This is a genomic window from Ruegeria sp. BE1, from assembly GCF_056538885.1.
Window position 1 is genome coordinate 405,033 of record NZ_JBQFTY010000001.1, and the last position, 16,610, is coordinate 421,642.

The following is a 16,610-nucleotide window of genomic DNA, read 5'->3' on the forward strand; positions in this document are numbered from 1 at the left end:
TCACATCTGATACCGGCGCATCCGGGTCTGGATGCCGAAAAGGTAGATACAAACGCCCACCAGAATGATCGCGAACATTGCCCCTGCGATGGCCGACCCCATATGCGGATCGCCCAGTTGCAGCTGGAAGCCAAAGAAGGTGCGGTACATGAAGGTGCCCAGGATATCGGTCGAGAAATCCGGCCCCGCCAGCGCGCCTTGGGCGGCATAGATCAGGTCGAACGCGTTGAAATTGCCCACGAAGGTCAGGATCGAGATAATCCCGATCGAGGGCAGGATCAGCGGCAGCTTGATTTTCCAAAACGCCGAAGCCCCTGTGATGCCGTCAATCTCTCCGGCCTCAAGGATTTCTTCGGGAATGGTCAGCAGGGCGGCATAGATCAGCATCATCGGGATGCCCACGAATTGCCAGACCGAGATCAGCGCCAGCGTGGTCAGCGCATATTCCTCTTTGCCCAGCCACGGTGCGAACAGGGATTTCAGGCCCACCGCGTCCAGCATTGACGGTGCGATGCCCCAGATGGGAGACAGGATCAGTTTCCAGGCAAAGCCCACGATCACAAAGCTCAGGATCGTCGGGATGAAAATCGCTGACCGATAGAGCGCTGAGAACCGCAGGCGTGGATGGCTGAGCAGGGCCGCCAGTGCGATCCCGATGGGGTTCTGCACCAGCATATGGATCAGGAAGAACCAGAAGTTGTTGCCCAAAGCGTTCCAGAACTGCTCGGACCAGATGGGATCGAAAAACAGGGTTTGAAAGTTCTGCAAGCCCACGAACACACGGCTTTGGTCCACCTCGGAATAAAGCGCCAGCCGCAGCGTGTTGAACAGCGGGAAAATCATCACCGCCGTATAGACCAGCACAGCAGGGGCCAGAAACACGACGATATGCCAGCGGAAGCGGGGGCGGTTCATGGGTCAGCTTTCAAAGGGGTTTCGGGTGTACCCGGGCGGGCGTTTCCGCCCGGGTAGGTGGTCAGTTTACTGATGCGGGGCGTACCAGGAGGCCAGGCCCTCTTGCAGTTCGGCGCCCAGTTCCTCGGGCGATTTGGCGCCCTTGATGGCGGCAACAGATGCGCCCCAGGTCTCGTTCTCAAGGTTCGGAGTACCGCGCGACAGGATTTGATAGGTCGAGCGGATGGTCGATTCACACTCATCCCGCCAGCCGACGATTTCCTTGGCCAGCGGATCCTGCAGTTCAACAGGCGTGCTGGACAGCGGGAAGAAACCGGGCAGGGCGTTGCCAAAGATCTCGGCGAACTCGGGGCTTGCGACCCAAGACAGGAAGGTTTCGGCCGCTTCGGGGTTCTCGGTGGCGGCGTTCATGCCGATGCCGATATCAGTGTGGTCCGAGATATAGCAGGTATCGCCCGCGTTGCGGACCGGCGGCTTGAACGCGCCCATTTCGAAATCGGCCAGCCCGTTGAAGCCAGAGATTTCCCACGATCCGGCGGGATAGATCGCGGCGCGGCCCAGTGTGAAGATGTTTTGGCTGTCGGGATAGGTCTGCGCCTCATAGCCGTCGCCCATATATTCACCCCAACGGGCCAGCGTGGCGTAGGGTGCGGTCCATGCCTCATCCGTCAGCTTCTGTTCACCGGCGATCAGGGCCTGGCGGCCTTCTTCACCTTTCCAGTAGTTGGGCCCGATGTTGTTGTAGCCCATCGTGGCTGCTTCCCACTGGTCGTTGGTACCCATCGCAATCGGGATATAGGTGCCGTCTTCCTTGATCTTGTCCAGCGCGGCAAAGAACTCATCCTCGGTGGTGGGAACCTCGATGCCCAGCTCGTTGAAGGCGTCCTTGTTGTAGATGAAGCCGTGGATCACCGAGGCCATCGGAACGCAGAAGCTGACCGCGCCGTCGTCGGTCTGCCAGGCCGACTTGGCCACGTCCGAGAAATTTCCCATCGCCTCAACGCCGGAAAGGTCTGTCAGGTGGCCCGCCTCATACAGTGCCAGCGAGGCGTCGAAGGGGCGGCAGGTGATCAGGTCACCAGCGGAACCCGCATCCAGTTTCGAGTTCAGAACAGCGTTGTATTCAGCCGGAGCGGACGGGGTGAACTGGACCTTGATACCGGGATGGGCGGCCTCGAACGCCGGAATGATCTGGTCCTGCCACAGTGTCAGGTCATCATTGCGCCAGCTTTCGATGGTCAAGGTTACGTCTTCGGCCATCGCGCTTGTGGCCATTAGGGTCGTGCCCAGCAAGGCCAGTTTCAGGTTCTTGTATCTCATAGGTAGTCTCCCGGTTGATTGTTATACGTTTTCGGTCAAAGCGGCGGCCAGAATGCCATCTGTTGCGGTCAGCTTTGCGCAGGCTTCGTCATGCGACAGGCCCTGCGCGGCGATGAGGATGGCCGGCTTGACGTCCCCGCCCGCCGCTGTCAGCGCCTGTTGCGCGGTATCTGCGTCAACCTTGGCGATCCGCGCGACGATGCCGGCGGCGCGGGCCCGCAGTTTGTCATTGTCGGCGCGCAGATTGACCATCATGCCGCCGTGAACATGTCCAAGCTCGACCGCCATAAGCGAGGACAGCATGTTCAGCGCGATCTTCTGCGCTGTTCCCGCGCCCATGCGGGTTGATCCCGAGATCAGTTCCGGCGGTGTGGCCAGCAGGATCGGAATGTCCGCCCCTAGCAACAGGGGGCTGCCTGCGTTGTTGGCGATGCTGATGACGTTTGCGTTGCGTTCGCGGGCAATCTCCATCGCCGCCAGTGTATAGGGCGTGGACCCGCTGGCCGAGACGGCGATCACGGTGTCTTTGGGGCCAAGCGCGTCTAAGGCAGTCTCAAGATCATCGGTGCCGTCTTCAGCGGCGCCCGGCATTTCGACCCCTGTGGGCAGGCCACCCGCCATGTGAATGCGCAGACGGGCAGGGGGGATTGAAAATGTGCCGCCAAGTTCCTGCGCATCTGCCGCCGCCATCAACCCGGACGAGCCTGCGGCGACATAGTGCAATATGCCACCCGCGCGGATCGTCTGGGCCATGGCGCGCGCTCCGTGAGTGATGGTGTCCAGCGCATCGCGAACGGCAGCGGCAGCTGCGATCTGACCTTCTGCCAAGGCACGCGCCGCGACGTGCAGATTACCTTTGGTCAGGCGGTCGGCATCCGGGTGCAATTGTTCGGTCAGCGGCAGCGTCAAGAGAATCCCCCATATTTGCGTTATACGATACCTATCTAATACCACTTGTCCATTCTTTTCTTTTGATATGAAATTTCTCCCGATTTTTCAGCTTTCTATAACGCTAAGTAAGGTTGTGGGGCGAGAATTGGGCTTCCTTAATAGCCAAAGGTATTATAATGGTATTGCCATGACTGAGTCTCAGAGTAATGCCATTCTGGCCATCGATGGCGGGGGAACGCGGTGCCGGGTTGCCTGTGAAATCAATGGCGTGACCTATAGTGTTGAAACCGGATCAGCCAATGTTTCGTCCGATTTTGACGGGGCGCTTGTGCAGATTCGTGCGGGGTTGGATGCGCTGTCCCAGCAGGTTGCCGTCGACCCATCCGAGATGTCCGCGTGGCCTGCCTTTGTCGGTCTGGCCGGCGTGACCGATGGGAATATCGCAGGGCGTCTGCGGGACGCGCTGGGGTTGGCCTGCGCACGGGTCGAGGATGATCGCCCCGCTGCCGTTCGCGCTGCGCTGGGCGCAGAGGATGGTCTGGTTGCCCATTGCGGCACCGGCTCGTTCCTGGCCGTCCAATCCGGGGGCAAGATGCGGTTGGCTGGGGGCTGGGGCTCGGTTCTGGGGGATGAGGCGTCGGCCCAGTGGGTGGGGCGCCGGGCATTGTCTGAAACGCTGGATGCCTGTGATGGAACACAAGAGCAGACCGATCTGACCCAAGGGCTACTGAACCGGTTCGATGGAACGGCGGGCATTGTGGCCTTTGCGGGCTCGGCGACGCCTGCCGCGTTTGGTGCGCTGGCACCACGTGTCACATCCGCCGCCCAAAAAGGCGATGCGGTCGCACTGCGGGTTATGCAAGGCGGGGCCGACTACATTGCCCAGACCGCCCACCGGCTGGGGTGGCAATCGGGCGGCGCGATTTGCCTGACCGGCGGAATCGCCCGGCACTATGCACCCTATCTGCCTGAAATCATGCAATCGACCATCCGACCCCCATTGGCCGAGCCGCTGGTTGGGGCCTTGGCCCTTGCGAAGGAGATACGGCATGAGCATCGCTGAGTTCCTGCGCGCCGATCACTGGCTGAGCCCGGACAAAGGTCCGCGCTATGTTCAGCTGCGTCGCAGGCTGCAAGAGGGGATCGACAGCGGGGTGCTGGCCCCAAACGCATCCCTGCCGTCCGAGCGTGAGTTGGTGGAAATCACCGACCTGTCCCGTGTCACGGTGCGCAAAGCAATTCAGGAACTGGTGCAGGAAGGCGTGATCGAACAGCGGCAGGGCTCGGGCTCGTTCATCCGTGAACGCGTGCCGCGGGTTGAGCAATCGCTGACACATCTGACCTCATTCACCGAGGATATGTCGAGCCGGGGCATGCAGACGACCTCAAAATGGTTGGAGCGGGGTGTTTTTGCCCCGACGCGCGAAGAGATCGCAGCGCTCAGCCTGAAGGACGGCGAACAGATCGCCCGCATTTACCGCTTGCGCGAGGCGGATGGCCGACCGCTGGCGCTGGAGCGCGCTGCGCTGCCGCTGGACATTCTGCCCAACCCCATTGAAGTCACGACCTCTCTGTACGAGGTGTTGGACGATCTGGGTCGCAGACCGGTGCGGGCGGTGCAGAAAATCTCGGCCCTCAACCTGGCCGCGCGCGAGGCGGAGTTGCTGGATGTCCCCGAAGGCGCTGCCGGGCTGAACATCGAACGGATTTCATTCCTCAAAAACGGGCGTGTCGCGGAACTGACCCGCTCGCTCTATCGCGGGGACGCTTATGATTTCGTCGCCGAATTGCGTTTGTAACCGGAAAGGCCGGAACAGAATGTCTGAACACAGCTCGAAAATGCGTCAGGAAATCCTTGAGATTCCTGATGCCTTGGACCGCCTTTTGACCAACGGGGCCGCCAATATTCGCGATGCGGCCGCGCAGGTCCGTCAGGGCGATCCCCGGTTCATGATAACGGTCGCGCGGGGGTCGTCCGATCACGCCTGCCTCTACCTGAAATATGCAGCCGAGTTGTTGTTGAACCTGCCCGTGGCCTCGGTGGGGCCATCGGTGAATTCGATCTATGGCACCGACCTGCGAGCAAAGGGCGCTGTGTGCCTGTCCGTGTCGCAATCGGGGCAAAGCCCTGACATCGTGGGAATGACACGGTCGCTGAAATCGTCGGGCGGGGTGACGGTTGCGATTACCAACAACGAAAACTCTCGGCTGGCTGGGGTGACAGACGCGGTGCTGCCCTTGCATGCCGGGCCAGAGCTGAGCGTGGCCGCGACCAAGACCTTTGTCACCTCGCTGGTGTCCGGGCTGTGGTTGCTGGCCGAAATCAAGGGGGATGGCGAACTGTTGGCGGCGATCCAGCGCTTGCCCGGGCATCTGACAAAGGCGGCGCAGAATGACTGGTCGGCGGCGGCCAAGGCGATCACGGGGCGGTCCCTGTTTACGCTGGGGCGGGGCCCGTCTTTTGCGATGTCGAATGAGGCGGCCTTGAAGATCAAGGAAACCTGCCAGATCCATGCCGAAAGCTATTCCGCAGCCGAGGTTCTGCACGGGCCGGTTTCGATAGTGGACGAAGGGTTTCCCACCATCGTCTTTGCCGCCGGGGACGCGGCCGAGCAGACGACCGCCGACGCGGCGGACGCGCTGGCGGGCAAGGGGGCAACGGTGTTTGCCGCCACCGATCGCGTGACCCGCGCGCACAGCCTGCCCGTGACGCGCACAGATCACTGGCTGACCGATCCGATCACGACGATCACATCGTTTTATTCTATGGTCGAGGCCGTCGCCCGCGCCCATGGGATCGATCCCGACGCCCCACGCCATCTGAGAAAGGTGACCGAGACGGTATGACCACAGGTTCACTTACATTCCGCAACGGGGCCCTGTTTGACGGCCGGCTTTTGCACTTCGATCAGATGTTTGTCTTTCGCGACGGTGTGCTGGTCAAGAATGCCCCGGATCAGAAGGATAACGCCGAAGGGCAGGTGATCGATCTGAACGGCGACATCCTGTGCCCCGGATATGTTGATTTGCAGGTCAATGGCGGCGATGGGGTGATGTTCAACGACGACCCCTCGGACGATACGATCCGTCGGATTGCCAGCGCGCATCGCCGCCTTGGTGTGGCCTCTTTCCTGCCGACGCTGATCACCGACACGCCCGAAAAAACACAAGCTGCCATCGCCGCAGCGATAGAGGCCGTGCGCGACGGCGTTCCCGGCGTGGCAGGTCTGCATCTTGAAGGACCGCATTTGTCTGTGGCGCGCAAGGGTGCGCATGACGGTAGTTTGATTCGACCGATGGACGAGGATGATCTGGCCGCGCTGGTGGCGGCAGCGGCGAAATTGCCCTGCCTGAAGGTGACGCTTGCCCCGGAATCGGTTACAGAGGCGCAGGTGCAGCATCTCGCAGATGCGGGCATCCTGATCTCGCTGGGGCATACGAATGCGAATTTTGCTACATGCCAGCGCTATGCGGCGGCGGGTGCGCGCTGTGTCACTCACCTGTTCAATGCCATGAGCCAGATGGGTAACCGAGAGCCGGGGCTTGTGGGGGCCGCATTGGCCAATGGCGGGTTGTCGGCAGGTTTGATCGCCGATGGCATTCATGTCCACCCTCAGGTTATGCGGGCGGCGTGGGCTGCCAAAACCGCGCCCGGTCAGGTTTTTCTGGTCAGCGATGCCATGGCGGTTGCCGGAACAGATCAGGCCGAATTCCAGCTGGAAGGCCGCCGCATAACCCGGCGTGACGGGCGTCTGACGCTTGAAGACGGGACATTGGCCGGGGCCGATCTGGATTTGACCACGGCCATCCGCACGCTGGTCACACAAGTGAATGTCCCGCTGCAGGACGCGCTGACCGCAGCGACCAGCTATCCGGCATCTTTGGTTGGTCAGCCAGTCAAACAGCCTCTGTGCTATGACAGCCTGATCCGGATTTCGTCGGATTTGACCCGCTGCGAATGGCTATCCAAGCCGGGCTAAAGCAGCGGCTTTTGCCGGTTGAACCCGTCAGTGCAGAAATTGATTTTCGCGGTCGAACGACGCTTGACGCCATCAGGTGCATCGCTTAAACCGACCAACGCTGAGCGGGCGTCGTATACTGGCTATTACCTCAGCCTTCCAAGCTGATGAAGCGGGTTCGATTCCCGCCGCCCGCTCCAGATCAGCCCCAAAATTCTGCGTCAAATGGCCCTGATTGATGGCCGTTTTCACACGTGGTTCTTGACCCGGCCTGTTGCGACCGCCAAGAAGCGATGACGTGAACGCGAACCAAAGTTAAGGGCCCCGCATGGCAAGAAAAGCCTCAGCCAGTCCAGCACAGCAATCTGCTCCGGGGGCCAGCGAAGAACGCGCAAGGTCCAGAAAGATCAGCGTCCTTGGATCGCTGTGGCCGTTCATGCGGCCCTATCGCTTGTTGATGCTCGGCGCGACTCTGGCCTTGGTGCTGACCGCCAGTATGACACTGACCCTGCCGTTGGCAGTGCGGCGTGTGGTGGACAATTTCCGCATCGAAGATGGTGAGCTGCTGGATTGGTATTTCCTAGCCGCCCTTGGTATCGCCGGTGTCCTCGCCGTTGGAACGGGCCTGCGCTATGCGCTGGTGACGCGGTTGGGTGAGCGTGTGGTGGCCGACATCCGCAAGGCGGTGTTCGACCGGGTCATCGGCATGAGCCCCGAGTTTTACGAACGCATCATGACCGGAGAGGTCCTGAGCCGCATCACCACGGATACAACGCTGATCCAGTCGGTGCTGGGCTCGTCCGTCTCCATCGCGCTGCGCAATATGCTGTTGTTCATCGGCGGTCTGGTTCTGATGCTGCTGACCTCGGCCAAGCTGACCGGGCTGGTGCTGTTGCTGATCCCTGTTGTGGTGGTGCCTATTCTGTTGTTGGGGCGGCGTCTGCGGGTGATCAGCCGTGAAAACCAGGACTGGATCGCGGCCTCATCCGGCAATGCGGGCGAGGCGCTGAGCGCGGTGCAAACCGTGCAGGCCTTCACCCACGAAAAGGCCAGCCGCAAACTGTTCGGCGATATGACAGAAACCTCGTTTGTCGTTTCGCTGCGCCGTATTCAAACCCGCGCTGTTCTGACGGTCATCGTGATTTTTCTGGTCTTCTCGGGCATCGTCGGCGTGCTGTGGATGGGCGCAAACGACGTCCGCAACGGTGTGATGACCGAGGGTGTGCTGATCCAGTTCGTCATATATTCGATCATCATGGCGGGGTCCGTTGCGGCCCTGTCCGAGATCTGGAGCGAGCTGCAACGCGCCGCCGGCGCGACCGAGCGTCTGGTTGAACTGCTGAATGCGCAGGACGCTGTTGTTGACCCGGCCAAACCGGCTGCTCTGCCCACGCCGCTGCGCGGGGAAATCCGGTTCGAAGATGTGACTTTCCGCTATCCGTCGCGACCCGACATCGTGGTGCTGGACGATATGACCTTGCAGGTCAATCCGGGGGAGACCATCGCCTTTGTCGGCCCGTCAGGTGCAGGCAAGACAACCGTGATCCAGATGATCCAGCGGTTTTATGACCCAACCTCGGGACAGGTGAAGCTGGACGGGATCGACCTGCGCGACATCGACCGCGCCGATTTCCGGCGTCATATGGCGCTGGTGCCACAGGACCCGGTGATCTTTGCCGCCTCGGCCCGCGAGAACATCCGCTTTGGCCGTCTTGATGCCTCAGATGCCGAGGTCGAGGCCGCCGCCCGCGCCGCCGCCGCGCATGATTTCATCGCGGCCTTGCCCGAAGGCTATGACAGCTTTGTGGGTGAGCGCGGCGTGATGCTGTCCGGGGGGCAGAAACAACGTATCGCCATCGCCCGCGCGATCCTGCGCGACGCGCCTGTCCTGCTGCTGGATGAGGCGACCTCGGCCCTGGATGCAGAAAGTGAGCGCGCGGTACAGGGGGCGGTGGACCAGATGCGCGCCGGGCGCACGACACTGATCGTGGCGCATCGTCTGGCGACGGTGAAAAAGGCCGACCGGATCGTGGTGATGGAGGCCGGCCGTATCGTGGCCCAAGGCACCCATGACGATTTGGTGGCGCAGGATGGTCTTTACGCCCGTCTGGCGCGGCTGCAGTTCACCGATGGCGTCGCGGCCGAATAACGTGACGTAGGGCAAAACCCGTCGCGCCGTAGCGTAATTCTATCCCTTTGTGGCCTGCGCAGCTAAGCCCTTTCTTGAACCTGCACGATTTTGCTTCCATCTTGGCGGTGGACACAAAACTCGTGCCGGACACGGGAGAGATAAGGGAGGAACCACATGGCCTTTGTGGGAATGGAAGACAAGATACAGATGGAGCAGGAAATGTCGTGGGAGGAGCGCGACGTTCCGGTCACTTTCCATCAATTGCTCTCACGCACGGCCGAGAAGTTTCCCAACAATAACGCGATCAGTTTTCAGATCTTCTCGGGCCCGACCGACAAGGCCGAAACGCTGACCTGGTCTGACCTGCTGGGCAAGGTCAATCAGGCGGCCAACCTGTTCCGCTCGCTGGGGGTGGGCGAAAAGGACGTGGTGGCCTATGTGCTGCCGAACTGTAATGAGACGCTGATCACCATGATGGGCGGTGCGGTGGCCGGGATCGTCAACCCGATCAACCCGCTGCTTGAGCCCGAGCAAATCGCCGCGATCCTGCGCGAAACCGGGGCCAAGGTGGTGGTGACGCTGAAATCTTTCCCCAAGACGGATGTGGCGCAAAAGGTCGAAGAGGCCGTACGGCATGCCCCCAAGGTCGGCACCATTTTGGAAATCGACCTCAACCGCTATCTGACGCCGCCAAAGTCGTGGATCGTGCCTTTCCTGCGCCCCAAGATGGGCGACAAAGAACATCTTGCCCACGCAAACTACAAGAATTTCAATCACGAGCTGGCCAAACAGCCTACCACGCTGACATTCGAAGACAGCAAGGAAGACCGCGTCGCCTGTTACTTCCACACCGGTGGTACGACCGGCATGCCCAAGGTGGCGCAGCACAAATATTCCGGCCTGATCTACAATGGCTGGCTGGGCAATACGCTGCTGTTTGACGAGAATGACGTGATCATGTGCCCGCTGCCCATGTTCCACGTCTTTGCGGTGCATGTGATTGTTATGGCTGCCGTGTCCTCGGGGGCGCATGTGATCTTCCCGACGCCGCAGGGCTATCGCGGCGATGGCGTGTTCGACAATTTCTGGAAACTGATCGAACGCTGGAAAGTCAGCTTCATCATCACCGTTCCCACCGCGATTGCCGCCAAGATGCAGCGCCCAGTGGATGCGGATATTTCCAGTGTGAAAACGGCGTTTTCGGGCTCGGCCCCGCTGCCGGTCGAACTGTTCCGCCGCTTTGAGGAAGCAACCGGCGTCACCATCGTCGAAGGCTATGGCCTGACCGAGGCCACCTGTCTGGTGTCGTGCAACCCGGTGGATGGTGAGAAAAAGATCGGCTCGATCGGGATTCCCTTCCCCTATACGGATGTCAAAATCCTGCAGGATGGGCCTGATGGACCTGTGGAATCCCCCGCCAATGAAATTGGCGAGATCTGCATCTCGAACCCCGGTGTCTATGCGGGCAATACCTATACCGAGGCCGAAAAGAACGTGAACCTTTACCACTATGACAAGTACCTGCGTACAGGCGATCTTGGGCGGTTCGACGAGGATGGGTATCTGTGGATCACGGGTCGCGCCAAGGATCTGATCATTCGCGGTGGCCACAATATCGACCCGGCCGAGATCGAAGAGGCCCTGCTGGGTCACGACGCGGTCGCCTTTGCGGGGGCTATCGGCCAGCCGGATGCGTATTCGGGTGAAGTGCCTTGTGCCTTTGTCGAACTGGTCGAAGGCGCCAGCGTGACCGAGAAAGAGCTGATGGAGTATTGCGGCGTCCATGTGCATGAACGCGCGGCGCAGCCTAAACATATGACTATTCTGGACGAGCTGCCGAAAACCGCTGTGGGCAAGGTTTTCAAGCCCGAACTGCGCAAACAGGCGATCACGCGCATCTATAACGGCGCGCTGGAAGAGGCGGGGCTGGGCGCGCGTGTCGTGTCCGTGATCGACGACAAGAAACGAGGGCTTGTTGCACAGCTTGACGCCAACGGCGCATCCGACGACGATGTCAGCAAAGTGCTGGGGTCATTCACCCGGCCGTGGGAATGGGCTGACTAACCGCCGGAGGGACAATGGATTATGAACGTCTGATCGATGAAGAAACCTGGACGTTCATAAGACGAACGGCGGAAAGCTATCCGGACGACGCGGTTGATCTGACGATTGAGGATCAACGCCGCGTTTACAACGCGATGTGCAAGGTTTTCCGCCAACCCCGGCCCGACGGGCTTGAGGTTGAGGACAGGTCGGGGATGGGCGTTCCCGTTCGGGTGTATTCGGCAGGCGATCCGACTCGCACGGTCGTCTATTTCCATGGGGGCGGTTTTGTTGTTGGCGGGCTGGACAGCCATGATGACGTCTGCGCCGAGATTTGTGCGCAGACCGGCTATCGGGTTGTGGCCGTCGATTACCGCCTGAGCCCCGAGAATGCGCATCCCGCCCAGTTTCAGGACAGCTGGATCGCGACCAATTGGGCCGCGACCGAATTTGGCGATCCGTTGATCCTGGCAGGCGACAGCGCGGGCGGGAACCTTGCCGCCTCTGTCGCGCATCATGCGCGTGGGCGGTTGAATGACGTTCTGGGGCAGGTGCTGATCTATCCGGGGCTGGGCGGGGATCGCTCAGCCGGGTCGTACATCGAACATGCCCACGCGCCGCTTTTGACGCTGGAGGACATCGTTTTCTATGAACAGATGCGCTGCGATGGTGCGCCGCCCACAGATGACCCAACCTATGCACCCCTGCAGGACACCGATTTCTCGGGCCTGCCGCCAACCGTGGTGGTGACGGCAGATTGTGATCCGCTGCGCGACGACGGGGCGATCTATTGCGAACAGATCACGGTAGCGGGCGGGCGGGCGCATTGGATCAACGAGCCAGGTTTGGTGCATGGCTATCTGCGGGCGCGAACCTCGGTCAAACGCGCCGCAGACAGCTTTGAGCGGATATCGGTCGCCATTGAGGCATTGGGCCAGCAGGTCTGGCCCTACGACTGATCCCCCTTACGTCAGAAAGGGCGTGGCCTTCATCGTGTCAGCAATCGGTGCCCCCATACGATTCAGAATCGTTGGGGCCAGTTGAAGCTGATCGATGACAGCGTCAGCCTCGGGGCCTTCTGCATCGCCAAAGTAATACAGCGCGGTTTCCTGTTGCAGCGGGCTGCGCCCGCCGTGATGCCCGCGTTCGTCCTGACCGTGATCGGCGGTCACGATCACGTCGTAACCCAACTGCCGCCAGCGCGGGATGAAGGGGGCCAGCATCTCGTCCATGACAAAACAAGCGTGGTCCATTTCCTCGCAGTCGTGAAAAAAGCGGTGGCCCATGCTGTCCAGCGTGCAGGTGTGCAGGATGCCGTAGTCCAGGCCGAACCGCAGGCACATATTCGTCAACTGGGCGAACAGGTCCACGTCACACGGCGTCATCTGGTTCGCCTTGTTGTACCCGGTCATCGAGTGGAACCGACCGTGGTTGATGGTCTTGCTGTCCGGTTCGTCATATTCCACGTCGCGGACGTAATCGAAGGGGTGGCGGTTAAAGAACTGCGACCAATAGCTGTGGGTGACCGCCCCTGTCACACCCCCGGCTTCGCGCACCTGGCTGAAAACGTCCTTGTGGCTCAGGCGAAAGACGTTGCCATTGCCGGTGCAGCCATGTTCCTGCGGGGTGACGCCCGTGTGGATCGAGGCATAGCAACTGGCCGAAGTTGAGGGCAGGACCGCGCGCAGTTTCCAAACCCGCGCTTCACCACTGTCGACCCACCCTTCGAGATTACCGAACAACCGGCGAAAGTTGCGCCACGGGACACCGTCCAGAATGATGAGGAGGAGTTTGCGGTCCATCGTCTGACCCTTTTCTTTAGAAGTTCAGCCAAGCCTATGAGATTCGCAGCCCGCAAGCCGCCTGTTCGCGCCCCGAATAGCAAAATCCCGACACCTGTTTGTGACAAGCGCCGGGATTTCTTTGTTTTCTGGGCGGGCTCAGTTCCCGGCGCTTTCCATTTTGCGGTGGGCGACAACCTCTTCCAGCCAGCCCAGATGCATTTCCGGGACAGAGCTGAGCAGCAGGTCCGTATAGTCGTCGAACGGCGGGCTCAGCACCTCGCTCTTGGACCCGTACCGCGCCACGCGGCCTTGATACATCACCGCGATACTGTCGCTGATGGCCCGTACCGTTGCCAGATCGTGGGTGATGAACAGATAGGCCACATCCTCGATCTGTTGCAGGTCCAGCAGCAGTTTCAGGATGCCATCCGCCACCAGCGGGTCCAGCGCCGAGGTGACCTCATCACAGATGATCATCTTGGGCTTGGCCGCCAGCGAGCGCGCGATGCAGACACGCTGTTTCTGACCACCGGACAGCTCGGCCGGATAGCGATCGATGAACTTTTCGCCCAGTTCGATCTCATCAAGCAACTCGATAACGCGTTTGCGTTTCTCGTCCCCGCGCATGTTGAAGTAGAACTCCAGCGGGCGGCCGATGATCGTGCCCACGGTCTGACGCGGGTTCATCGCCACGTCAGCCATCTGGTAGATCATCTGCAACTCGCGCAGGTCCTCAAGCGAGCGCCCTTTCAGATCGGGGCTCAGCTTGCGCCCGTTAAAGGTGATCTCGCCGTCGCGCGGCGGCAACAGACCGGTGATCACCCGCGCCAGCGTGGACTTGCCCGAGCCGGACTCCCCCACAACCGCCAGGGTCTGCCCCGGATGAAGCTCGACATTGACGTTGTGCAGCACGTCGAAATTCAACCCTTTATAGCGCGCGGTGATACCGTCAACGCTGAGCACCGGTTCCGATGTGGGCTTTTTCTCTTCATGCTCGATGGACCGGACCGAGACGAGCGCCTTGGTATAGTCCTCTTGCGGGTTGTTGATGATCTGGTCGGTGTTGCCATATTCGACCGTGTTGCCCATCCGCAGAACCATGATGTCGTCGCTGACCTGCGCCACGACCGCCAGATCGTGCGTGATGTAGAGCGCGGCAACGCCGGTATCTGCGATGGCCTCTTTGATCGCCATCAGAACGTCGATCTGTGTGGTCACGTCCAGCGCTGTTGTGGGTTCGTCAAACACCACCAGATCAGGTTCGGGGCACAGGGCCAGCGCCGTCATGCAGCGCTGCAGCTGACCGCCCGACACCTGATGCGGGTAGCGGCTGCCGATATTGTCCGGGTCAGGCAGACCCAGCTTGGCAAACAGCTCACGCGCGCGGGCCTCGGCCTGTTTGCGGCTGAACTTTTTCTGCTCGACTGCGGCCTCGACCACCTGATCCATGATCTTCTTGGCGGGGTTGAACGACGCTGCGGCGGATTGGGACACATATGTGACCTCACCCCCGCGCAGCTTGCGGATGTCGCCAAAGGACGTTTTCAGGATGTCACGCCCGTTGATCCAGACCTCGCCGCCGGTGATCTTCACGCCGCCCCGGCCATAGGCCATCGAGGCCAGACCGATGGTGGACTTGCCGGCGCCGGATTCCCCGATCAGACCCAGCACCTTGCCGGGTTCGAGGTCAAAGCTGACCCCGTGCACGATCTCGATGTCATGGGGCTTTTCGCCCGGCGGATAGACGGTCGCGCCGATCTTGAGGTCGCGGACCTTGAGAAGGGTATCACTCATCCCCGGCCTCCTTTCAGCGATGTGGTGCGGTTCAGAACCCAGTCAGCCACAAGATTGACCGAGATTGCCAGCGTCGCGATGGCCACAGCCGGGTACAACGCCGCGCCGATGCCATAGACGATACCGTCTTTGTTTTCCTTCACGATGCCACCCCAGTCAGCCAGCGGCGGCTGAACGCCCAGGCCCAGGAAGGACAGGGTCGAGATGAAGAGGACCATGAAGATGAACCGCAGCCCGAACTCCGCCACCAGCGGTGACAGGGCATTGGGCAGGATCTCGCGGAAGATGATCCACATGCGACCCTCACCGCGTAGCTTGGCGGCCTCAACATAATCCATCACGTTGATGTCCACCGCGACCGACCGCGACAGGCGATAGGGGCGTGTGGCGTCCAGCAGGCCCATCACCAGAATCAGGATCGGAACGGTGACCGGAACAATCGCCAGGATCACCAGCGCCAGGATCAGCGTCGGGATCGACATGATCAGGTCAACCGTCCGGCTGAGCACCTGATCCGCCCATCCGCCCAGAACAGCGGCCAACAGACCCAGAGAGGTGCCGGTAACAAAGCTGAGGATCGTGGCAGCGGCGGCGATAAAGATCGTCGTACGCCCGCCATAGATCATGCGCGTCAGCAGATCGCGCCCGATATTGTCGGTGCCCAGAAGATGCTTGGCGCTGGAGGGCTCCCACACGTCGCCGACCACTTCGGCCATGCCATAGGGGGCGATCAGCGGGGCGGCGAAGGCAATGAAGAAATACAGCCCGGTAAAGAACAGACCGATCATTGCCGAAATAGGGATATTCTTCATCATTTCGGATGCCTCAGTCTTGGGTTGGCAAGGATCGACACGATGTCTGCCACCATGTTCAGCCCGATATAGACGGCGGCAAAAACCACACCGCAGGCCAGAACAACCGGCACGTCACGTTTCGTCACCGAGTCCACCAGATATTGACCCATGCCGGGATAGACGAACACCACCTCAACCACGACGACGCCGACGACCAGATAGGCCAGGTTCAGCATCACAACGTTGACGATGGGCGAGATCGCGTTCGGGAAAGCATGGCGCGCGATGACCTGAAAGTTCGACAGGCCCTTCAGCTCGGCCGTTTCGATATAGGCCGATTGCATCAGGTTCAGGATCGCGGCGCGGGTCATGCGCATCATCTGCGCCAGAACCACCAGCGTCAGGACGAATGCGGGCAGCGCGATGGCGTTCAGCTTTTCACCGAACGACATGGAATCGTTGATCATCGCCAGCGATGAGAACCATCCCAGTTTCACCGACACGAAGTAGATCACCACATAACCGATCAGGAATTCCGGTATCGAAACCGTGGTCAGGGTGATCGCAGAAATCAGTTTATCCGGCCAGCGATTGCGGTACCGGACGGCCAGAAGGCCCAGAAAGATAGCAAGTGGAACCGACACGATCGCAGCGGCACAGGCCAGAAACAGCGTGTTGCCCAGACGTTTTCCGATGCTTTCGGCGATGTCCAGCTTGTTGGTCAGGGACTGACCCAGATCGCCCTGCAAAATGCCACCCAGCCATTCGAAATAGCGGGTCAGGGCAGGGCGGTTGAGGCCCATTTCCTCGCGCAGGTTTGCCAGCGCTTCGGGGGTTGCGGATTGTCCAAGGACAGCTTGCGCCGCGTCCCCGGGAAGGGCTTCAGTGAGGCCGAAAATCAGAGCCGATGCACCGAAGAGGAGCAGGAGTCCCAGCGCAACGCGCTGGGAAACCAATTTGACGATAGGATGCATGATCC

Annotated in this window: 14 protein-coding genes and 1 tRNA gene; 8 read left to right on the forward strand and 7 right to left on the reverse strand. The window is 60.6% G+C overall.

What is annotated here, in order from left to right; all coding sequences use genetic code 11:
• The 3 genes from ACR0J5_RS02010 to ACR0J5_RS02020 form a co-directional block, all read right to left on the reverse strand.
• Positions 1 to 915, reverse strand: a complete 915-nt coding sequence (locus ACR0J5_RS02010) for a carbohydrate ABC transporter permease (RefSeq protein WP_480650183.1) — start codon at positions 913 to 915, stop codon at positions 1 to 3.
• Between the two features lie 66 nt (positions 916 to 981).
• Complete coding sequence (locus ACR0J5_RS02015) at positions 982 to 2,235, reverse strand: ABC transporter substrate-binding protein (protein ID WP_480650184.1); 1,254 nt, start codon at positions 2,233 to 2,235, stop codon at positions 982 to 984.
• Positions 2,236 to 2,256: 21 nt separating this feature from the next.
• The gene (locus ACR0J5_RS02020) at positions 2,257 to 3,144 is read right to left on the reverse strand and encodes an N-acetylmuramic acid 6-phosphate etherase (RefSeq protein WP_480650185.1); all 888 of its coding nucleotides are present in this window, start codon (positions 3,142 to 3,144) and stop codon (positions 2,257 to 2,259) included.
• Positions 3,145 to 3,313: 169 nt separating this feature from the next.
• Between ACR0J5_RS02020 and ACR0J5_RS02025 the strand changes: the two genes are divergently transcribed.
• The 8 genes from ACR0J5_RS02025 (at position 3,314) to ACR0J5_RS02060 (ending at position 12,218) form a co-directional block, all read left to right on the forward strand.
• Complete coding sequence (locus tag ACR0J5_RS02025) at positions 3,314 to 4,189, forward strand: glucosamine kinase nucleotide-binding domain-containing protein (protein ID WP_480650186.1); 876 nt, start codon at positions 3,314 to 3,316, stop codon at positions 4,187 to 4,189.
• Complete coding sequence (locus ACR0J5_RS02030; RefSeq protein ID WP_480650187.1) at positions 4,176 to 4,925, forward strand: GntR family transcriptional regulator; 750 nt, start codon at positions 4,176 to 4,178, stop codon at positions 4,923 to 4,925. The genes ACR0J5_RS02025 and ACR0J5_RS02030 overlap by 14 nt, the downstream gene beginning before the upstream one ends.
• Before the next feature lie 19 nt (positions 4,926 to 4,944).
• The gene (locus ACR0J5_RS02035; protein WP_480650188.1) at positions 4,945 to 5,973 is read left to right on the forward strand and encodes an SIS domain-containing protein; all 1,029 of its coding nucleotides are present in this window, start codon (positions 4,945 to 4,947) and stop codon (positions 5,971 to 5,973) included.
• Positions 5,970 to 7,106, forward strand: coding sequence for an N-acetylglucosamine-6-phosphate deacetylase (gene nagA / locus ACR0J5_RS02040; RefSeq protein ID WP_480650189.1), 1,137 nt, complete (start codon positions 5,970 to 5,972; stop codon positions 7,104 to 7,106). Before ACR0J5_RS02035 ends, nagA begins: the two co-directional genes overlap by 4 nt.
• Positions 7,107 to 7,210: 104 nt before the next feature.
• A tRNA-Gly gene (locus tag ACR0J5_RS02045) sits at positions 7,211 to 7,285 on the forward strand.
• A gap of 128 nt (positions 7,286 to 7,413) precedes the next feature.
• The gene (locus ACR0J5_RS02050; RefSeq protein WP_480650190.1) at positions 7,414 to 9,234 is read left to right on the forward strand and encodes an ABC transporter transmembrane domain-containing protein; all 1,821 of its coding nucleotides are present in this window, start codon (positions 7,414 to 7,416) and stop codon (positions 9,232 to 9,234) included.
• Positions 9,235 to 9,390: 156 nt separating this feature from the next.
• Positions 9,391 to 11,280 carry an acyl-CoA synthetase gene (locus tag ACR0J5_RS02055; protein ID WP_480650191.1) on the forward strand — a complete coding sequence of 630 codons (1,890 nt, stop codon included), beginning with the start codon at positions 9,391 to 9,393 and terminating at the stop codon, positions 11,278 to 11,280.
• A gap of 14 nt (positions 11,281 to 11,294) precedes the next feature.
• Positions 11,295 to 12,218 (forward strand): alpha/beta hydrolase, encoded by a 924-nt coding sequence (locus ACR0J5_RS02060; RefSeq protein ID WP_480650192.1) that lies wholly within the window; start codon positions 11,295 to 11,297, stop codon positions 12,216 to 12,218.
• 6 nt (positions 12,219 to 12,224) lie between these two features.
• Here the strand turns inward: ACR0J5_RS02060 and ACR0J5_RS02065 are convergent, their stop codons facing one another.
• The 4 genes from ACR0J5_RS02065 to ACR0J5_RS02080 form a co-directional block, all read right to left on the reverse strand.
• Positions 12,225 to 13,061, reverse strand: a complete 837-nt coding sequence (locus ACR0J5_RS02065) for an alkaline phosphatase family protein (RefSeq protein WP_480650193.1) — start codon at positions 13,059 to 13,061, stop codon at positions 12,225 to 12,227.
• A gap of 138 nt (positions 13,062 to 13,199) precedes the next feature.
• Positions 13,200 to 14,837 carry an ABC transporter ATP-binding protein gene (locus ACR0J5_RS02070; protein ID WP_480650194.1) on the reverse strand — a complete coding sequence of 546 codons (1,638 nt, stop codon included), beginning with the start codon at positions 14,835 to 14,837 and terminating at the stop codon, positions 13,200 to 13,202.
• The gene (locus ACR0J5_RS02075; protein ID WP_480650195.1) at positions 14,834 to 15,649 is read right to left on the reverse strand and encodes an ABC transporter permease; all 816 of its coding nucleotides are present in this window, start codon (positions 15,647 to 15,649) and stop codon (positions 14,834 to 14,836) included. The genes ACR0J5_RS02070 and ACR0J5_RS02075 overlap by 4 nt, the downstream gene beginning before the upstream one ends.
• The gene (locus ACR0J5_RS02080) at positions 15,649 to 16,605 is read right to left on the reverse strand and encodes an ABC transporter permease (protein ID WP_480650196.1); all 957 of its coding nucleotides are present in this window, start codon (positions 16,603 to 16,605) and stop codon (positions 15,649 to 15,651) included. The genes ACR0J5_RS02075 and ACR0J5_RS02080 overlap by 1 nt, the downstream gene beginning before the upstream one ends.
• Positions 16,606 to 16,610: the final 5 nt, after the last annotated feature.